Here is a 16,230-nt window from a genome sequence, read left to right as displayed (position 1 = left end):
AATTCGATCCCGGATTAAGTCCGGGAATGCCCCGAGGGCAAAGAAGCACGTCCATTTTTCTTCGTCATTGTCGGGCTTGACCCGACAACCCATGTAGCGCTGACCATTCCCGATGGATCCTCGGGTCAAGCCCGAGGATGACGAGGGAGGGAACCACTTGGTTTACTCAGGCCGACGACACACAAAATCAATTTCCACCAGCGCCTCAAGCGCCAAACCCGTCACGCCAATTGTCGTGCGCGCGGGACGACGATCCGCTGGGAAAAACGACTGATAAGTTTCGTTGAACTGCGCATAGTCGCCATAAAAATCCGTCAAATAACACCGCGCCATCATCACGTGGCTCAGGTCCAAACCGATACCCGCCAAAACAATCTTGAGGTTCTCCATCACGCGGATAGTTTGCGCTTCAATCCCCTCCGGCAACGGCGCGTCCGGTGCATTTGGGTCAGTCGGCATTTGCCCAGTGACAAAAATCCAACCATTGGCTTCGGTTGCATGAGAAAATGGCGCCACCGGCCGTGGACCATCTGAAATCATATGAAATAGTGGATCAGTCATTTGTTGTTCCTCATTCTGCTCCCTCCCCCATCGTGGGGAGGGTTGGGGTGGGGGGACGACGCAAGCGCATTTTGAACCACATCAAATACCCCTTCCATGTTTTTCATCACTTCAGCATTGGTCAATCGCAAAACTGTGTATCCGTACCTTTGCAAAAACCGATCACGTTTCCGATCAAATTCCATTTGCTCCGGCGACCCATGCGTGTCGCCATCAATTTCAATCACCAACTTGGCCGAGTGGCAGACAAAGTCTGCGTAATACGGCCCTAGCTGCACTTGCCGTCGAAAGTGAAAACCATCCGCGCGCAGTGTGCGTAACATTTTCCACATTTCCTTTTCAGGTGGGGTTGCATTTTGTCGCAACTCTCTTGCGCGTTTCTTGCTCATCCCCCCACCCTTAGTCCCTCCCCACCAGGGGGAGGGAAACGGTCTTTTGTTCCCTACAACGGAATATTGTCGTGCTTTTTCTTGGGCATCGACTGTTGCTTGTTCTTTAGCGTTTCAAACGCCCGCGCCACGCGGCGGCGGGTGTTGTGCGGCATAATCACATCATCGATGAAGCCGCGCTCGGCTGCCACAAATGGGTTGGCGAAACGGTCTTCATAATCCTTTGTGCGCTTGGCGATTTTGTCGGCGTCGCCCAATTCAGCGCGGTACAGAATTTCGGTTGCGCCTTTTGCGCCCATCACGGCGATTTCAGCCGTTGGCCACGCATAATTGACGTCCGCACGGATGTGCTTGGAGGCCATAACGTCATAGGCGCCGCCATAGGCTTTTCGGGTAATCACGGTAACTTTTGGCACTGTTGCTTCGGCATAGGCGAACAGGAGTTTGGCGCCATGCTTGATGATGCCACCATACTCCTGCGCTGTCCCGGGGAGGAAGCCAGGCACGTCAACCAGGGTTAGAATGGGGATATTAAACGCATCACAAAAGCGTACGAAACGCGCTGCTTTTTTGGATGAGTTAATGTCCAAACACCCGGCCAGCACCATCGGCTGGTTGGCCACAACCCCCACGGTTTGGCCGTTTAGCCGAATAAAGCCGGTCAATATGTTTGCCGCATGTTCGGCTTGGAGCTCCAAAAAGTCACCCTCGTCTGCGATTTTTAAGATCACCTCTTTCATATCATATGGCTTATTGGCGCTGTCCGGGATGATGGTATCAAGGCTCATATCCGGGCGATTAACGACGTCATTTACGTCAACCTTCGGGGCCTTTTCATTTGCATTTAGGGGCAAGTAGTCCACTAAGCGGCGCACTTCGAGCAATGTTTCAACATCATTCTCAAACGACGCGTCTGCTACTGAAGAAATCTTACAGTGCGTTGAAGCACCGCCCAGTTCTTCTTGGGTCACTGTTTCGTTGGTAACGGTTTTCACCACGTCAGGACCGGTGACAAACATATAGCTTGTGTCTTTCACCATATAGATGAAATCAGTCATGGCAGGTGAATAGACGGCACCGCCCGCACATGGGCCCATTATGACTGAAATTTGTGGCACCGCGCCAGACGCCATCACGTTGCGCAAGAACACATCCGCATAGCCGCCAAGCGAAGCAACACCTTCTTGAATACGCGCGCCGCCACTATCGTTCAGCCCGATCACAGGCGCGCCGTTTTGCACGGCCAAGTCCATAATTTTGCAAATCTTTTGCGCATGGGTTTCAGAAAGCGAGCCGCCAAAAACGGTGAAATCTTGTGAGAACACATAGACCAAACGGCCATTAATGGTGCCCCAACCGGTCACCACCCCATCGCCGGGGATGATGTTTTCTTCCATGCCAAAATCAGTGCAGCGATGGGTGACAAACATGTCATATTCTTCAAAACTGCCCGGATCGAGCAACACATCCAAACGCTCACGTGCGGTTAGCTTGCCCTTGCCATGCTGCGTATCGATCCGGCGCTGACCGCCGCCCAAACGAGCTTCGCCGCGCTTGTGTTCTAGCTGCTCAATGATTTCCTGCATGAGGTGCCCCGCGTGTTCATTTTGATTTGTTGGGCACAGCCTAGCGTGTCGCCCGTTCCATGCGAAGGGCTGAAAAGGTGTACAAGAACACTCCTTTCACATTGTGAATTGTAAAATTGTGTAATTTGTGAAACTGTACATATCTGCCTCCCAGGCCGCATTGCCAATTACGTGAGGGTCTAGGTCCGACCAAAGCAAATGGCTGACACTCCGGCTGGGGTGCCGGGGATTGGAGCGCAGCGACCGGTGGCGGCAACAAGGAATAACTATGGCACAACGCAAAATCTTTGCAGGCATCAAGCTTCGGGCATTGCGCGAAACCAACAAGCTTACCCAAGCCGAGTTTGCCAATCGCTTGGATATCTCCACAAGCTATGTGAACCAGCTCGAGAATAACCAACGCCCGGTTACCGCTTCGATCATGCTTGGGCTGGCCGAAACCTTCAATGTGGACGTCACCACCCTACTCGCTGACAAATCAGATCGCTTGATTGTTGATCTCAAAGAAATCTTCGCCGACCCAATATTTGCCGATGCTCCACCGGGTTTGCAGGAGTTGAAAAACCTCGCCACCAACACACCAGATGCGGCACATGCCTTCTTACGACTTTATGAAGCCTATAAAAAATCAAACGAGCGCATGGCAGGTGTGGATGACGTTTTGATGCGTGAACAATCGGGCAATTTGCAAACCTCTTATGAAGAGGTGCGTGACTTCTTTCATTATGCCGACAATTATGTGGATGACTTGGACCGCGCTGCCGAAGAATTGTCCAAAGAAGCCTCCCTGAACCACCACCAAAAGCTTGAGCGACTTGTGGCCTATTGCACGGAAGTGCATGAACTCAACGTAGAGTTTGTACTGCCCAACAAGCGCGACATGATCCGTCAGTTCGACCGCACCAGACGGATTATCCGTATTAATGCCTCCCTTGAAAAACCCACGCAGTTCTTTCAACTGGCCAACCAATTGGCCCTGCTGGAACAAGCGAGCCTGGTCAACGATATTTTGGAGAAAGCGAACTTTAAACGCCCAGAAGCACGCGCCATCTGCCGCATCGGGTTGGGCAATTATTTCGCTGGCGCATTGCTGATGCCCTATACCGCCTTTCTCAAAGAAGCCGAGATCGTACGTTACGATATTGAGGTGTTGGCAAACCGTTTTGGCGCGAGCTTAGAGCAAGTGGCGCATCGCCTATCGACATTGCAACGCCCCCAACACCGCGGCATACCGTTCTTCTTCGCGCGGGTTGACCAAGCAGGCACCATCACCAAACGCCACTCCGCAACCGCTTTGCAGTTCGCCCGCTTTGGCGGCGCGTGCCCCTTGTGGAACGTGCACCGCGCCTTTGAATTCCCAACAGAAATTATCCGCCAACGCGCTGAAACGCCCGACGGCAACCGATATTTGTGCCTTGCTTGGATCAACGAAAAACGCGCCGGTGGATATCGCCAACCAACGCGTCGCTATGCCTATGCCTTGGGGTGTGAAATCACCCATGCACATAAACTGATTTATTCAGAAGACTTGGACATTTCTGACACCGCTGCATTCGATCCCATCGGTATTTCCTGCCGCATCTGCGAACGCCGCAACTGCTCCCAACGCTCCGTTCCCCCCATCGCCGCAGAGATTTCTATCTCGCCAGATGAGCGAAACGTTGTGCCTTATGAGATTGTTTGAACGAACGCCCTGCCAAACGAGAAACCAGCGCGCTTTGCGCTCCACATATGACCAAGCCCAATCGCTAGGTCAGCAATTCCAGCAAGAGCAAATATGGGCATATCAAATTGAATGCCGAACCAGAGCATGGCCGGGCCATAGACAAACCGCAAACAGCCTTCGAAAAATGCAATTTGTGGCGAGGCATCCATCCACCGCCATATTCCCCACGCAATTACCAACAACCCAAGCAAGCACAGGCTGAGTTGGGCAAATGGGTCTTCAACGCTTAGGGGCATGCCGCCCAACATTTGATTGGCATAGCTGTAAGTAACCACTTGCTGACTACTGACAATCGGCAGCGCAAAAAGCCCTAGCCCCATAAAGTCATAGATGCAAAATGCGCGGACAAATCTTTGATTAAACTTCGTCATTGCGGACCAATTCCTTTGTTGAAACTGGTCCGTCTTTAGATCGAGCCGTTAGGCCAATTCAATTCCCGCATTGGGTATAGGCTAGACTTCTTTGTCGACCAATGTGCCCTCACCTTTGTTCACAGGCGCTTTGATCTGCTCGCGCCGTTCTTGCAGCACTTGGATATTTTCTTTGTCCGTGGCTTCAATTTTTTCGCGTTTTTCGCCTTCGCGCGCCACATCCAAATGTTGTTTAACCGGATCCGGTCGCTCATATACTGGGGCCAAGCCCAAACCTGTTACTGCACTCATATATCTTCCCTCCTATAAGGTTGCAGCCTTAGCAACACATTCACTAAGGCACTTTCTCAAAAACTAAACATCAATATCCAGCAGTGTGCCGACGCCTTGGGTGTCGGTAAGATGCAACTCTTCCACCACCTGATTTAGCGCGGTCAATTTTGCGGTATTGGCCGCCTCCACCGCGCTCAGCTTCGCTTTGGCGATGGTGACTTTCATCTGATCTTCAATTGGTTGGGTGATGGAATATCCGCGCCCAACGCTTGAAAGCGAGCTCATGCCGCTTCTCCCTGAATTCAAAACTTCAAGGAGCACTTTACCAAACCCGAAATAAGGCCCAGTTAGAATGATTGTTCAAATTGTAGAGGAAGTGGCAATAAGCCGGAAACCAAAGAAACCCAACCTGGTCGCACGCACTATAGCATTGAGAATTTCATCAAGCGCTCCTCAACGTAAGCCTTAAATGCGCGCACTCGCGTCGGCATCAACCTTTTGTCCGCATAGACCATGTAGACATGGCGCAACTCGGTCTTAAAGTCGGTAAGCAAACGCACCAAACGTTTGTCATCTACGGGCGCTTGCAGATAAAACCTTGGACCATAAACGATCCCCAAACCATTCACAGCCGCATCAACCACACCACGAATTGAACTGATGACATAGCGCGGCGTAGGGGTTAATTCATAACGCCCATTTGGTGTGATAAACCCCCACCCCTTGGCCGGGTCCGAAGTGAGCAAATCAAACTTTGGCAAATCTTGCGGCACCGTTGGTGCGCCGTGGCTTGCCAAATACTCTGGCGACGCAGCCACCCACATTTCTGTGTCAAAGATTTTCTTTTGCACCAACCCGGGCTGGGTCGGCGGCAACACAACCAACGACAAATCCAATTGTTCATCAATGAATTGCTGATCATTGATCGCGAATTTAAGATTGATATCCACTTCTGGATGCAACTTTAAAAACTCCACTACCCAGCCATGTAAATAGTCAATCGCCATTGATTCTGGGCAAGACACCCGAATGGAACCACGCAAGGTTTCCCCATCGTCACTCAGCAGTGAAATCTGTTCTTGCAAATGGGAAAATCCAGCGCTTAGCGCATTATAATAGCGCTCGCCAGCCGTGGTGAGCTGAAAACGCTTGGCACTGCGATGCAACAGCTTTTGGCCCACGCGCTCCTCAAGTTGTACCAAATTGCGCGACAAAGTGGGTGCCGACACACCAAGCTGCTTAGCGGCCAAGGTCATATTGCCAGCTTCCACCATCTCGCAAAACCAGCTTAAAGCGTTCAAATCCAATGATTTCATAAATGCAATTTCAACTTACCAATTTCAATATATACCCAACAATATTGAAACATTAAACAGGAAGAATGAAACTTGCAACATTCTGGAGAGACCCAATGCAAAAACTACCAGCCCGCCTGCGCCAACCTATTGTTGGCTTGGGCATAATGATCGTGATGGTCACATGCTTGCCAGCAATCTTGGTGCTGCAAATCATTCCTGAAGGCGCACCCTTTTGGCCAGCGTGGCGAAACGCACTTGGCCAAGTTGCCCCTTACGCCATTCCACTTGCAGTTGTTTCTGCGCTTATATTTAACTTCGCAGCAAACAGCTTTATTGAAAAAATTCAATAACATCCATTGTGGCGCGGTCACCCGCCGCGCCGCAAAGCGCTTGCCAAAAGTGCACAATGCCGATAGCCCTTGGCCAGCAAATTCAAAGAAAATGGAAATCGGCAAATGGTAGAGCCAGCAACGGACATTCAACACAAGTGGCATGAAGATGTAATTGCCATTGTTACTGGAACCCTGTTGGTTGCTTTAGGCGTCACCTTGTACAAACATACCCTATTGGGTACTGGCGGCATCAACGGCCTTGCACTTTTGCTCAACTATGTGACCCCATTTGGCTTTGGCGCTTTGTTCTTCGTGCTCAACTTGCCCTTCTACTGGTTGGCGTGGAAACGCCTTGGGCCCTCTTATACGATCAAAACATTCGGCGCGGTTGCGCTTGTTTCTGTACTTGTACAGGTCACCCCAACGTGGATCAGCTTTGAGCACTTAAACCCCTATTTTGCGACCATCATTGGCGGCATCCTAATGGGCACAGGATTATTGATCCTCTTCCGCCACAAAGCAGGTCTGGGCGGCGTCAATATTTTGGCGGTTTTCTTGCAAGAAAACTACGGCATTCGCGCGGGTTATTTGCAGATGGGTATCGATATGGCAATTCTTGTGGGTGCGTTTTTTGTGCTACCCATAGATAAAGTCATGCTCTCAATTGTTGGTGCATTGGTGCTCAATCTCGTGATCGCGATGAACTTTAGACCCGGCCGCTACGTTGGGTTTTCAGGCGCTTTTGTGGCAGAAAAACACAGCAAAAAGTAATCAAAAGCTAATCGCTGATTTCAGGTGACGGTACGAGATTGAGGGTGACCCTAAAACACGCGCCCTCACCGTTGCCGCGCACCAAATCCAATTTACCGTTCATATGGCCAACGATTTGCGAACTAATGGCCAAACCCAACCCAGACCCGGTTTGCGCATTGGACACACCGCGATGACCCCGCGAAAACTTGTTGAATACGCGCTTACGATCTTTCAGGGCAATGCCTGGCCCATTGTCCTGAAACTCAATTTGTAGCCGTTTCCCCACCCGTTTCATACTCAATTCCACATAAGGATTTTGGCTGTCATTATATTTGATGGCGTTTGAAATTAGGTTGATAAACACTTGGCAGAGCCGGTCACCATTTGCATCAGCAAAAGGCGCATCAGCAATTGCTAAAGATCGCATTTTGATGCCGGACGATTTCGCCAATGGGTCGCAAACTAAAGCAGCGCGCTGCAGCACCTTAGTGACATCTACAGGCTCATTTACCCATGTTTTTTCTCCGCGCTCCAAAGCGCTAAGGTCCAAAATCTCATCGAGCAATAGGGTAAGGCGCAAACTCTCTGTGTGAATGGTCGACAAAAACCGGGCCCGTTGCTCACTGGTCACGCCTTCAGGATCAAGCAAAATCTCAGAGAATGAGCGGATTGATGTCATGGGCGTGCGCACTTCGTGGCTGACCTGACTTAGAAAATCATCCTTTTCCTGATCAAGCTCACGCAGTTTTTCATTGGCATCCTGCAGCTTTTCAGCGGTCTGTTTCAATTCCTCGGATTTTTGTTCAAGCTGTTGCGAATATTCGATCACTTGCTGAGTTTCATCAGCGATCTGCATCACCTCTTGCAGCGATATATTGTCTCCTGAAACAACCTGCGACAGCATAACGTGGGCCGATGCAGCCCCGATGGAGCCCGCAAGCTCTTTTTCCAAATGCGCTATGAAATCTGGCGTTGGCTCAAACTGCGCGCGACTGCCAACCTCTCGTTTCAAATAGTCATCAAATATGGCTGTTGCGCGCTCAGCACCTAGCACACGTTGTGCCACAAAAAACAAATCATTCGCGGCCGCTGAGGAGCGCATAAACCGGGTTTCAGTACCGGGCAACCGCCGGAACGCGTCCACAAACAAAGTGCTCTGAATGCGTTCGAGTGCGGACTGGCTGGTGGAAAGCGAAACCAACACCAAAAGTCCCGCGTTGGCCAATAAGCTCCAAAAAACCGAATGCACAAGCGGATCAATACCTTCAAGCCCAAACAAGGCCTCAGGCCGCAAGAAACTGATGCCATAGGGACCATTTTCCACCCACTGGGCAACTATGCCACCCGTTTCAACAAAACTCGGCAAAAACAAAGTATAGGCCCAAACAGCAAAGCCGACGAACAGTCCCACGCCAGCGCCTTTTGACGTCGCATCGCGCCAATAAAGAGCTGCAATAATTGATGGTAAGAACTGAGCTACGCCTGAAAACGAAATTAGGCCGATCCGAGCCAGCGCACCGGACCCATTTGTGAGCCAAAAATATAAAAACCCAAGTGCCAACACAGCGCAGATTGAAACGCGCCGACTATTGAGCAGCAAGTTCGTCACCCCCTGTCCATCGCCTGAATCAGCGATCCATGGCGTTCTAAGCGCAATAGGCATAACAATGTGGTTGCTGACCATTATAGAAAGCGCGATGGAAGCGATAATGATCATTGATGTGGCGGACGAAAACCCTCCAATAAAGGCAAAAAGGGCAAGCAACTCTTGGTCATGGGCCAGCGGAAGGGTCAGCACAAACATATCAGGGTCTGTCCCAGCAGGAAGCAAGTTCAACCCCACGATGGCAATAGGCAAGGTGAACACGCTCATGCCCAACAAATATAGGGGGAAAAGCCAGCTGGCAGTGCGCAAATGGTTTTCGTCAGAATTTTCGACAACTGTGATCTGAAACTGTCGTGGCAAACATATGATGGCTGCAGCAGAAAGCACCAAAATTGTCACCCAGCGGGTTCCAAACCCACCGTTGTCATAAACATTGACCCCAACGCTTTCCGCCCGCGAAAAGATTTCCGAAAATCCGCCACCAATTCCAAATACAACAAAAATGCCAACGGCCATCAGTGCCACCAGTTTTACGATCGCTTCAAACGCAATGGCGGCCACAACGCCATGGTGTTGTTCCTTGGCATCCACATTCCGTGTTCCAAATAGGATGGTAAAAAGCGCCATTCCAGCAGCAACACCAAGCGCCAGGCGGTTGTCGTCTGTGCGATCTCCCACACCCGCCAAAATACTGTCGGACGAGATCACCGACAAGCTAGTGGTGATCGCTTTAAGCTGCAAAGCAATGTAGGGCGTTGTGCCAATGACCGCGATCAATGTCACCAAAACCGCCAACCGGTTGCTTTTGCCAAAGCGCGATGAAATCAAATCAGCAACTGAGGTAATGCGCTGATTGCGGCCGATGCGCACCAATTTGCGCAAACCAAACCACCACCCCACAAAAACTAAGGTCGGTCCTAAGTAAATGGCGAAAAACTCAAGTCCACTTCTCGCGGCCGACCCAACAGCTCCATAAAACGTCCAGCTGGTGCAATAAACAGAAATAGCCAGCGTATAAACCAATGGCGAACGCAAAAAATGGCCCCGGTCACCCTCTGCCCAACGTTCGGAAAAATAGGCGAGTGCGAACAGCAGCACCACATAACCGACCGCAATAAGGATGACAAGATTGGCGGAAATCATGGCTTAGTTTCCGCATGTGTGTCAGCTTTTTTCACTTCAGTTTCCGCGCGTGGCAACCCGCGTGTCAGAACACAAGAAGCGACCACCAAAAACAGCCAAACAAAAAACATGTAGGCAACGATCAGTGGAAAACCAAAGACACTAACGTCCACATCAAACAGCATAACAATAGGCGGCATAACCAACATCGCCCCAACGACGGGGAGAAAAAACGCAAATCCTTCACTACGTTTACGACCGGCCATTACGCACTCAAGCGGCTGCTTGCTCCATCAGCTGGCGCACCGCTTCCACCACTTCATTGTTTGAATAGGGCTTGGTGACAAACCCATTTGCACCCAATTCTTCTGCAATCCGGCGATCTTGCTGTTGCCCTTTCGCCGTCAACATCAATATGGGCAAATCCTTTGTACCGGGTTGCCCGCGCAAATGTTTAAGCACTTCAAACCCAGACTTCTTGGGCAGCATAACATCGAGCACCACAACTTTTGGGCGCAACTCACCAACCGCCGCAATAGCGGCATCCCCATCTGTTACCGCGCTGATGTTCCAGCCCGCCCGTTTGAGAATAAAATCCAGCGAATCAAGGATGCTTGGCTCATCCTCGACAATCAAAACGTCTACAGACACGTATATTCCTCCCGCGTGCTGAGACCGGCCCCTCTTGCCGATACCAACCGCCACACCTTATGCACTTTTATCCGTCTCGCCAACACTGAACTTTGTGTTTACAAGCGGCATACGCACCGAGTGCATCGCATCAACGCTGGCCAAAACTTCTTCTTGCCGATGCTCACAATCACGCCGAATACACATGTGACATGTTGGGCCGACCGGCACATCCAATTGTCCATCATCCAACCGCATACCCTCCCCGTAAACCGTCCTATCCGCATAAAAAATGTCACAGGCAAGCATGACAGACGTGTAAAAAGGCACCTGAGAATAAGCCGCTGCCCGTTTGGACATTGATTTCGCAAAAAACAAATACCTAGACCCGTCAGGATAAGTAACGAGCTGACGGACAACGTCATTTGGCCGCCGAAACGCGCTATAGATTGCCCAAAGCGGACAGGCATGACCCGCGTTTGGCAATTGGAGCCCGGGCAATGGAAACTGCTTTGTCAGCCGCCCCGCCGGGTCGGAACGCAAAAAACCAAAAGGAATACCTTCGCGCCCCGGCGCGCGCAAAGTCACCAGCCTATGCGCAACCTGTTCAAAACTGGCTGTGTATTTTTGCGCAAGATAGTCAATGTCATACTTGTGCTCCTCAGCATCCTTTAAGAAATCGTCATACGGCAAACTAATAGCGCCAGCCAAATAGGACCCGAGAGCACGATAAGCGAGCCGTTGAGAGTTTGATGAGGTTAGCCGTTTGTCTTTAGCCATTTGCTTCAGCGTGTCGACCCCAGACAATTCCGCATACAGCCGGGATAGCTGAAATTGGCGCGTGGACATGGTACAATTGCCCTGAAACCACATGCGCTTTTGGTCTTCTATATATCGGTACTGCCCCGGCGCTTCTTCGCCACCGGCTTCCACTTGCCCAGCGCGCTCAACGGTCACACCAAATTTGTGCTGTAGCGCCAGATCAAGACTGGCCTCCCCAAAACCACCAAAAGCAAGCACCTCACCCCGAAGTTCACGACCTAGTTCCTCCAGTCCGCCAAAATGGTTTTTCTCATCGATAATCAAATCGTCAACTTCTCGCATGGGCGAGACCGAATGATGCGCCACCGTTTCGCGATCAAATTCGCCAATAAGGGTTTGAGCAACATCGGATAGCGTGCGGCTGTCTCGCGACAAAGAGACATGGAACCGTTTGCGCTGATCGCTTTCTAGGTCGGGCACATCCGCCAAGATTTCTGCTGCGGACCTAACCGCTGTGATTTGGGAGAGCATCTGATGCAATAATTCAGAGAACAAAGGGTCAGACCGCAAGCGATTGGACATGGCTTTTGCTTCAGCGCGCGCGTCCAAAAATCCACGATAAATCCTAAAAAGTGCGGCCCCTGCATCTGGGTTTGTTGCCACCACGTTGCGTGCGTCGTCAGGTCCCAAATTTAACGATTCGAGCAGCGGGTCCGCAAACACTTCCTCTAGATCATTGATCAATCGCTGTTCACTGTCGCCTGTTAACAAATCCAACTCGACGTTCAAGTTTTCCGCAATTCGTTGCAACAAGATGCCACCGACATCGCGCTTATTGGCCTCAATTAGGTTTAGATAGGACGGCGAAATGCCAACCATCTTCGCAAACCCAGATTGTGAGAAATCAAGTGATTTCCTCAGGTTGCGGATTTTCAACCCTATAGGCGAGCGCATATGTTTGACCTTTTCACTCTTTTATATTTTGCCGACTTGTAAAATATTTTACAATAAGTTACAAGAAACTGTCGCGTTTTTGACAAAATTATCGTTATATTACAACGTACTATTGCTTAAGTTTTCATTTATACACTATTATTCTCGCGATGTGTAGCGTCAGTGCATTCGACGCCCATCACCCAAAAAGGAGGAGAATTTATGAGCGAACGTAAAGATGGCCCTAGCCGTCGTAAGGTTCTCAAAGGTGCCGCAGCTGGTCTTGTGACCGCAGGTGTTGCGCCAACAATTTTGACAAGCTCTGCTTTTGGCCAAGAATACCGCAACAAGCCTATGGGCGACACGGTAACTCTTGGTTTTAACGTGCCACAAACCGGCTCTTACGCCGATGAGGGTGCTGATGAGCTTCGCGCATTCCAACTTGCTGTTGAACACCTTAATGGTGAAGGCGACGGCGGGATGCTCAACACAATGCAACCCAAATCTTTGGGCGGCAATGGCGTACTAGGCAAGAAAGTTGCCTACGTTACCGGCGATACACAAACCAAATCTGACGCAGCCCGCGCATCCGCTAAACGGATGATTGAAAAAGACGGCGCACTGATGATTTCTGGTGGTTCATCTTCAGGTGTGGCTGTTGCTGTGCAGGGTTTGTGCCAAGAAATGGGCACCATCTTTATGGCTGGCTTGACCCACTCCAACGATACAACGGGTAAAGACAAGCGACGCTATGGCTTTAGGCACTTCTTTAACGCCTACATGTCTGGTGCAGCACTTGGTCCAGTGCTTGGTCAAGAATATGGTACAGACCGTCGCGCATATCACCTCACAGCTGACTATACTTGGGGTTGGACGCAAGAAGAATCCATGCGCAATGCTACTGAAGCATTGGGTTGGCAAACTGCAGAAACGGTTAAAACACCAGTGGGCGCAGGCGATTTTTCTCAGTACATCACACCGGTTCTCAATTCAGGCGCTGACGTTCTGATTTTGAACCACTATGGTCGCGACATGGTGAACTCACTAACCCAAGCAATTCAGTTTGGTCTACGTGACAAGCAAGTCAACGGCAAAGACTTCCAAATTGTTGTGCCATTGTTCTCTCGCCTTATGGCGCAGGGTGCTGGCGAAAACATTAAAGGCATTTTGGGTTCAGCAAACTGGAACTGGTCACTACAAGACGCTGGTTCACAAGCTTTTGTGAAATCATTCGGCGCCAAGTACGGCTTCCCACCATCAATGGCTGCACATACTTGTTACGTGCAAACCTTGCTTTACGCCGACGCGTGCGAGCGTGCAGGCACATTCTATCCACCAGAAGTCATTAAAGCTCTTGAGGGCTGGGATTTTGATGGAATGGGCAATGGTCCTACACACTACCGTGCAGCAGATCACCAGTGCTTTAAAGACGTATTGGTTGTGCGTGGTAACGAAAACCCAACTTCTCAATTCGATTTGCTCAATGTGGTTCAACAAACTCCACGGGCACAAGTGGAATATGATCCTGCGATCTTCGGCGGCGATCTAGGCCCATACGAAGTTAGTTGAGTTTAAACTTTGGTGCCGGGGTGGTTCACCACCCCGGCATCGGCGGTTCTAAAGAGCTATAACCGCAAGCATTTGCAGCCAACTATGCTGCTTGGGAGGAATGATGGACGCGATTTTTCTACAGTTTTTGAACGGACTGGATAAAGGCGGCGCATACGCGTTGATCGCTTTGGGGCTTACCCTTGTTTTTGGCACATTGGGCGTTGTTAACTTTGCCCACGGTGCATTGTTTATGCTTGGTGCTTTTTGTGCCGTCACAGTGCGCAAAATTTTGACACTGGAAATGATTGCAACCGACCCCGAAAAGGTCACGGCTTGGGGCACACCGCTTGAAATTCGCACACCCTATGTTGAAGCATGGTTCGGCGATTTTGGTTCATTCATGGTGGACTATTCGGTTCCATTTTCGATATTGCTCGCGATCCCCGTCATGCTGGTCATCGGCATCGTCATGGAGCGCGGTCTGATCAAGCACTTCTATCGTCGTCCTCACGCGGAACAAATCCTTGTAACTTTCGGACTAGCGATCGTTTTGCAAGAAATCATCAAACACTACTTCGGCGCGAACCCAATTCCGCAGCCGATGCCTTCTGTCGTTGGTGGCGCCGCAGATATTGGTGCAGCAATGGGCATGGATCCGAACGTCATTGTTTATCCTTGGTGGCGTCTCATCTATTTCGCATTCTCAGTTGTTGTTATTGGCGCTGTGTTTGCCTTCCTTCAATTCACAACTTTTGGCATGGTGGTGCGCGCCGGTATGGCTGACAGAGAAACTGTTGGTTTGATTGGCATCGACATCGACAAGCGCTTTACCGCCATGTTTGGTTTAGCAGCCGTGGTCGCAGGTATGGCCGGTGTCATGTACACGCCGTTGCTTCCGCCTGATTATCACCTTGGCATGGACTTCTTGGTCCTTAGCTTTGTGGTGGTGGTTGTTGGCGGAATGGGTTCATTGCCCGGCGCCGTTGCCGCAGGCTTCCTGCTTGGCATACTCCAATCTCTCGCCTCGATGACGGAAATCAAAGCCATCATTCCAGGTATCGACCAAATCATTATCTATCTGGTCGCCGTGATTATTCTATTGGTTCGTCCACGTGGTCTTCTGGGTCGCCGTGGCGTGATGGAGAGTTAAGAACATGAACGCCCTATTCTCAATGTCACGCAAAGACGTCATTACCTTTGTATTGTTTGCTGCAGTAGTCCTGTTGATGCCGATTTGGCTTCAGCCATTTGGTGCCGCATATCCTGATTTGATGCAAAAGTTTGCGATCTTTGGCATTCTCGCCATTGGCTTCAATGTCCTGTTTGGCCTAACCGGCTACCTCAGCTTTGGCCATGCCGCATTTCTTGGTGTGGGTTCATATACTGCAGTTTGGACGTTTAAGCTGTTTTCAATGAACCCAATCCCCGCTCTTATCCTTGCGGTGGTCATTTCAGGCATATTCGCCTTGGCCATTGGATTTGTAAGCTTGCGGCGCTCTGGCATTTACTTTTCAATCTTGACCCTTGCATTTGCGCAAATGTCATACAATCTAGCCTACTCAGTGCTAACGCCAATCACCAACGGTGAAACAGGTTTGCAGCTGACCCTAGATGATCCAAGAATTGTCGACAGCGCATTTGGTGGCGTCAACGACGGCTCTCTGCCCGTGTCCAATCTGTTTGGCCTTGTGGATATGAGCGGCATCTCGGGCTTTTACTTCTGTGCGGTCTTCTTGATCATCGGCTTCTTTATCACTCAACGCATCTTCGCTTCACCATTTGGCATGATGTTACGTGCGATCAAGTCCAACCAAACCCGCATGAACTATACGGGCTTTAACACCCGTCCCTATACCCTGACAGCATTTGTGATCTCTGGCATGTTTGCCGGTCTTGCTGGCGGTCTGATGGCTGTAACGGATCCCCTTGCAGGCGCTGAGCGTATGCAATGGACCGCATCGGGCGAAATCGTACTAATGACCATTCTTGGTGGTGTTGGCACGCTCATTGGCCCCGTGGTTGGCGCTTGGTTGATCAAATATTTCGAGAACATTTTTTCCTCGTTCAACGAAAGCGTGTTGCACAATCTGTTCAGCTTCTTGCCAGACAACGTGGAAAGCTTTGTGGTTAGCGTCACCTCAATGTTTGTGGGTGAAGGCTGGCACTTAACACTTGGCTTGATCTTCGTGCTTGTCGTGACCTTCTTGCCCGGCGGCATGATGGAAGGCTTTAGGCGCATTGGTTCCCTGTTTAACCGCGATGGCGGCGACAAGGCAAAACCCGATGAACCAGCACCAGCCCCAGCACCCGCTGAATAGGTCTTGAAAGGACATTTGA

General features: G+C 50.5%; 17 protein-coding genes. 6 read left to right on the top strand and 11 right to left on the bottom strand.

Features of this window, described 5'->3' with window-relative positions; genetic code table 11:
• Positions 1-162: 162 nt before the first annotated feature.
• Genes O4H47_RS14495 through O4H47_RS14485 form a run of 3 tightly spaced genes read right to left on the bottom strand, consistent with a single transcriptional unit; the run spans position 163 to position 2,536 of the window.
• Positions 163-540 carry a RidA family protein gene (locus O4H47_RS14495; protein ID WP_269394769.1) on the bottom strand — a complete coding sequence of 126 codons (378 nt, stop codon included), beginning with the start codon at positions 538-540 and terminating at the stop codon, positions 163-165.
• A 17-nt stretch (positions 541-557) separates the two neighbouring features.
• Entirely contained in the window at positions 558-950 is a 393-nt protein-coding gene (locus O4H47_RS14490; RefSeq protein WP_269394720.1) for an endonuclease domain-containing protein, read from the bottom strand.
• Positions 951-1,003: 53 nt separating this feature from the next.
• Positions 1,004-2,536 carry an acyl-CoA carboxylase subunit beta gene (locus O4H47_RS14485; protein ID WP_269394719.1) on the bottom strand — a complete coding sequence of 511 codons (1,533 nt, stop codon included), beginning with the start codon at positions 2,534-2,536 and terminating at the stop codon, positions 1,004-1,006.
• Between the two features lie 268 nt (positions 2,537-2,804).
• Here O4H47_RS14485 and O4H47_RS14480 point away from each other — a divergent pair, with 268 nt between their 5' ends.
• The gene (locus O4H47_RS14480; protein ID WP_269394718.1) at positions 2,805-4,220 is read left to right on the top strand and encodes a helix-turn-helix domain-containing protein; all 1,416 of its coding nucleotides are present in this window, start codon (positions 2,805-2,807) and stop codon (positions 4,218-4,220) included.
• On the opposite strand, the gene O4H47_RS14475 is transcribed toward O4H47_RS14480, so the two are convergent.
• The 4 genes from O4H47_RS14475 to O4H47_RS14460 all read right to left on the bottom strand — a co-directional run bounded on the left by O4H47_RS14475 (position 4,205) and on the right by O4H47_RS14460 (position 6,222).
• Positions 4,205-4,633: a hypothetical protein gene (locus tag O4H47_RS14475; protein WP_269394717.1), complete on the bottom strand. Its 429-nt coding sequence runs from the start codon at positions 4,631-4,633 to the stop codon at positions 4,205-4,207. The two genes, O4H47_RS14480 and O4H47_RS14475, sit on opposite strands and share 16 nt — an antisense overlap.
• Before the next feature lie 81 nt (positions 4,634-4,714).
• Positions 4,715-4,924: a hypothetical protein gene (locus O4H47_RS14470; RefSeq protein WP_269394716.1), complete on the bottom strand. Its 210-nt coding sequence runs from the start codon at positions 4,922-4,924 to the stop codon at positions 4,715-4,717.
• Between the two features lie 63 nt (positions 4,925-4,987).
• Complete coding sequence (locus tag O4H47_RS14465) at positions 4,988-5,191, bottom strand: hypothetical protein (protein ID WP_269394715.1); 204 nt, start codon at positions 5,189-5,191, stop codon at positions 4,988-4,990.
• A gap of 137 nt (positions 5,192-5,328) precedes the next feature.
• Positions 5,329-6,222 (bottom strand): LysR family transcriptional regulator, encoded by an 894-nt coding sequence (locus O4H47_RS14460; protein ID WP_269394714.1) that lies wholly within the window; start codon positions 6,220-6,222, stop codon positions 5,329-5,331.
• Positions 6,223-6,317: 95 nt separating this feature from the next.
• Between O4H47_RS14460 and O4H47_RS14455 the strand changes: the two genes are divergently transcribed.
• Together O4H47_RS14455 and O4H47_RS14450 are read left to right on the top strand one after the other, a co-directional pair.
• Positions 6,318-6,554 carry a hypothetical protein gene (locus O4H47_RS14455; RefSeq protein WP_269394713.1) on the top strand — a complete coding sequence of 79 codons (237 nt, stop codon included), beginning with the start codon at positions 6,318-6,320 and terminating at the stop codon, positions 6,552-6,554.
• A 105-nt stretch (positions 6,555-6,659) separates the two neighbouring features.
• On the top strand, positions 6,660-7,307 hold the full coding sequence (locus O4H47_RS14450; protein ID WP_269394712.1) for a YitT family protein: 648 nt from the start codon (positions 6,660-6,662) through the stop codon (positions 7,305-7,307).
• A gap of 7 nt (positions 7,308-7,314) precedes the next feature.
• On the opposite strand, the gene O4H47_RS14445 is transcribed toward O4H47_RS14450, so the two are convergent.
• From O4H47_RS14445 to O4H47_RS14430, 4 genes are read right to left on the bottom strand one after another with little or no spacing between them, the layout of a single operon-like run.
• Positions 7,315-10,038, bottom strand: coding sequence for an ATP-binding protein (locus tag O4H47_RS14445; RefSeq protein ID WP_269394711.1), 2,724 nt, complete (start codon positions 10,036-10,038; stop codon positions 7,315-7,317).
• Complete coding sequence (locus O4H47_RS14440; protein WP_269394710.1) at positions 10,035-10,283, bottom strand: hypothetical protein; 249 nt, start codon at positions 10,281-10,283, stop codon at positions 10,035-10,037. The genes O4H47_RS14445 and O4H47_RS14440 overlap by 4 nt, the downstream gene beginning before the upstream one ends.
• 7 nt (positions 10,284-10,290) lie before the next feature.
• The gene (locus O4H47_RS14435; protein ID WP_269394709.1) at positions 10,291-10,668 is read right to left on the bottom strand and encodes a response regulator transcription factor; all 378 of its coding nucleotides are present in this window, start codon (positions 10,666-10,668) and stop codon (positions 10,291-10,293) included.
• 57 nt (positions 10,669-10,725) lie between these two features.
• Positions 10,726-12,363 carry a helix-turn-helix domain-containing protein gene (locus O4H47_RS14430; protein WP_269394708.1) on the bottom strand — a complete coding sequence of 546 codons (1,638 nt, stop codon included), beginning with the start codon at positions 12,361-12,363 and terminating at the stop codon, positions 10,726-10,728.
• A 201-nt stretch (positions 12,364-12,564) separates the two neighbouring features.
• On the opposite strand from O4H47_RS14430, the gene O4H47_RS14425 reads away from it, so the two are divergent.
• From O4H47_RS14425 to O4H47_RS14415, 3 genes are all read left to right on the top strand, one after another.
• Positions 12,565-13,911, top strand: a complete 1,347-nt coding sequence (locus O4H47_RS14425) for a substrate-binding protein (protein WP_269394707.1) — start codon at positions 12,565-12,567, stop codon at positions 13,909-13,911.
• A 103-nt stretch (positions 13,912-14,014) separates the two neighbouring features.
• The gene (locus O4H47_RS14420; RefSeq protein WP_269394706.1) at positions 14,015-15,043 is read left to right on the top strand and encodes a branched-chain amino acid ABC transporter permease; all 1,029 of its coding nucleotides are present in this window, start codon (positions 14,015-14,017) and stop codon (positions 15,041-15,043) included.
• Positions 15,044-15,047: 4 nt separating this feature from the next.
• Positions 15,048-16,211: a branched-chain amino acid ABC transporter permease gene (locus tag O4H47_RS14415; protein ID WP_269394705.1), complete on the top strand. Its 1,164-nt coding sequence runs from the start codon at positions 15,048-15,050 to the stop codon at positions 16,209-16,211.
• The last annotated feature ends 19 nt before the right edge of the window (positions 16,212-16,230 follow it).

The organism is Maritalea porphyrae, assembly GCF_027213965.1.
Classification (GTDB): Bacteria; Pseudomonadota; Alphaproteobacteria; order Rhizobiales; family Devosiaceae; genus Maritalea; species Maritalea porphyrae_A.
This window is presented reverse-complemented; position numbering and strand designations above follow the sequence as displayed.

Excerpts from the sequence above, each read along its gene's own strand:
- O4H47_RS14495 (WP_269394769.1), bottom strand. The coding sequence starts at position 540 with ATGATTTCAGATGGTCCACGGCCGGTGGCGCCATTTTCTCATGCAACC.
- O4H47_RS14490 (WP_269394720.1), bottom strand. The coding sequence starts at position 950 with ATGAGCAAGAAACGCGCAAGAGAGTTGCGACAAAATGCAACCCCACCT.
- O4H47_RS14485 (WP_269394719.1), bottom strand. The coding sequence starts at position 2,536 with ATGCAGGAAATCATTGAGCAGCTAGAACACAAGCGCGGCGAAGCTCGT.
- O4H47_RS14480 (WP_269394718.1), top strand. The coding sequence starts at position 2,805 with ATGGCACAACGCAAAATCTTTGCAGGCATCAAGCTTCGGGCATTGCGC.
- O4H47_RS14475 (WP_269394717.1), bottom strand. The coding sequence starts at position 4,633 with ATGACGAAGTTTAATCAAAGATTTGTCCGCGCATTTTGCATCTATGAC.
- O4H47_RS14470 (WP_269394716.1), bottom strand. The coding sequence starts at position 4,924 with ATGAGTGCAGTAACAGGTTTGGGCTTGGCCCCAGTATATGAGCGACCG.
- O4H47_RS14465 (WP_269394715.1), bottom strand. The coding sequence starts at position 5,191 with ATGAGCTCGCTTTCAAGCGTTGGGCGCGGATATTCCATCACCCAACCA.
- O4H47_RS14460 (WP_269394714.1), bottom strand. The coding sequence starts at position 6,222 with ATGAAATCATTGGATTTGAACGCTTTAAGCTGGTTTTGCGAGATGGTG.
- O4H47_RS14455 (WP_269394713.1), top strand. The coding sequence starts at position 6,318 with ATGCAAAAACTACCAGCCCGCCTGCGCCAACCTATTGTTGGCTTGGGC.
- O4H47_RS14450 (WP_269394712.1), top strand. The coding sequence starts at position 6,660 with ATGGTAGAGCCAGCAACGGACATTCAACACAAGTGGCATGAAGATGTA.
- O4H47_RS14445 (WP_269394711.1), bottom strand. The coding sequence starts at position 10,038 with ATGATTTCCGCCAATCTTGTCATCCTTATTGCGGTCGGTTATGTGGTG.
- O4H47_RS14440 (WP_269394710.1), bottom strand. The coding sequence starts at position 10,283 with ATGGCCGGTCGTAAACGTAGTGAAGGATTTGCGTTTTTTCTCCCCGTC.
- O4H47_RS14430 (WP_269394708.1), bottom strand. The coding sequence starts at position 12,363 with ATGCGCTCGCCTATAGGGTTGAAAATCCGCAACCTGAGGAAATCACTT.
- O4H47_RS14425 (WP_269394707.1), top strand. The coding sequence starts at position 12,565 with ATGAGCGAACGTAAAGATGGCCCTAGCCGTCGTAAGGTTCTCAAAGGT.
- O4H47_RS14420 (WP_269394706.1), top strand. The coding sequence starts at position 14,015 with ATGGACGCGATTTTTCTACAGTTTTTGAACGGACTGGATAAAGGCGGC.
- O4H47_RS14415 (WP_269394705.1), top strand. The coding sequence starts at position 15,048 with ATGAACGCCCTATTCTCAATGTCACGCAAAGACGTCATTACCTTTGTA.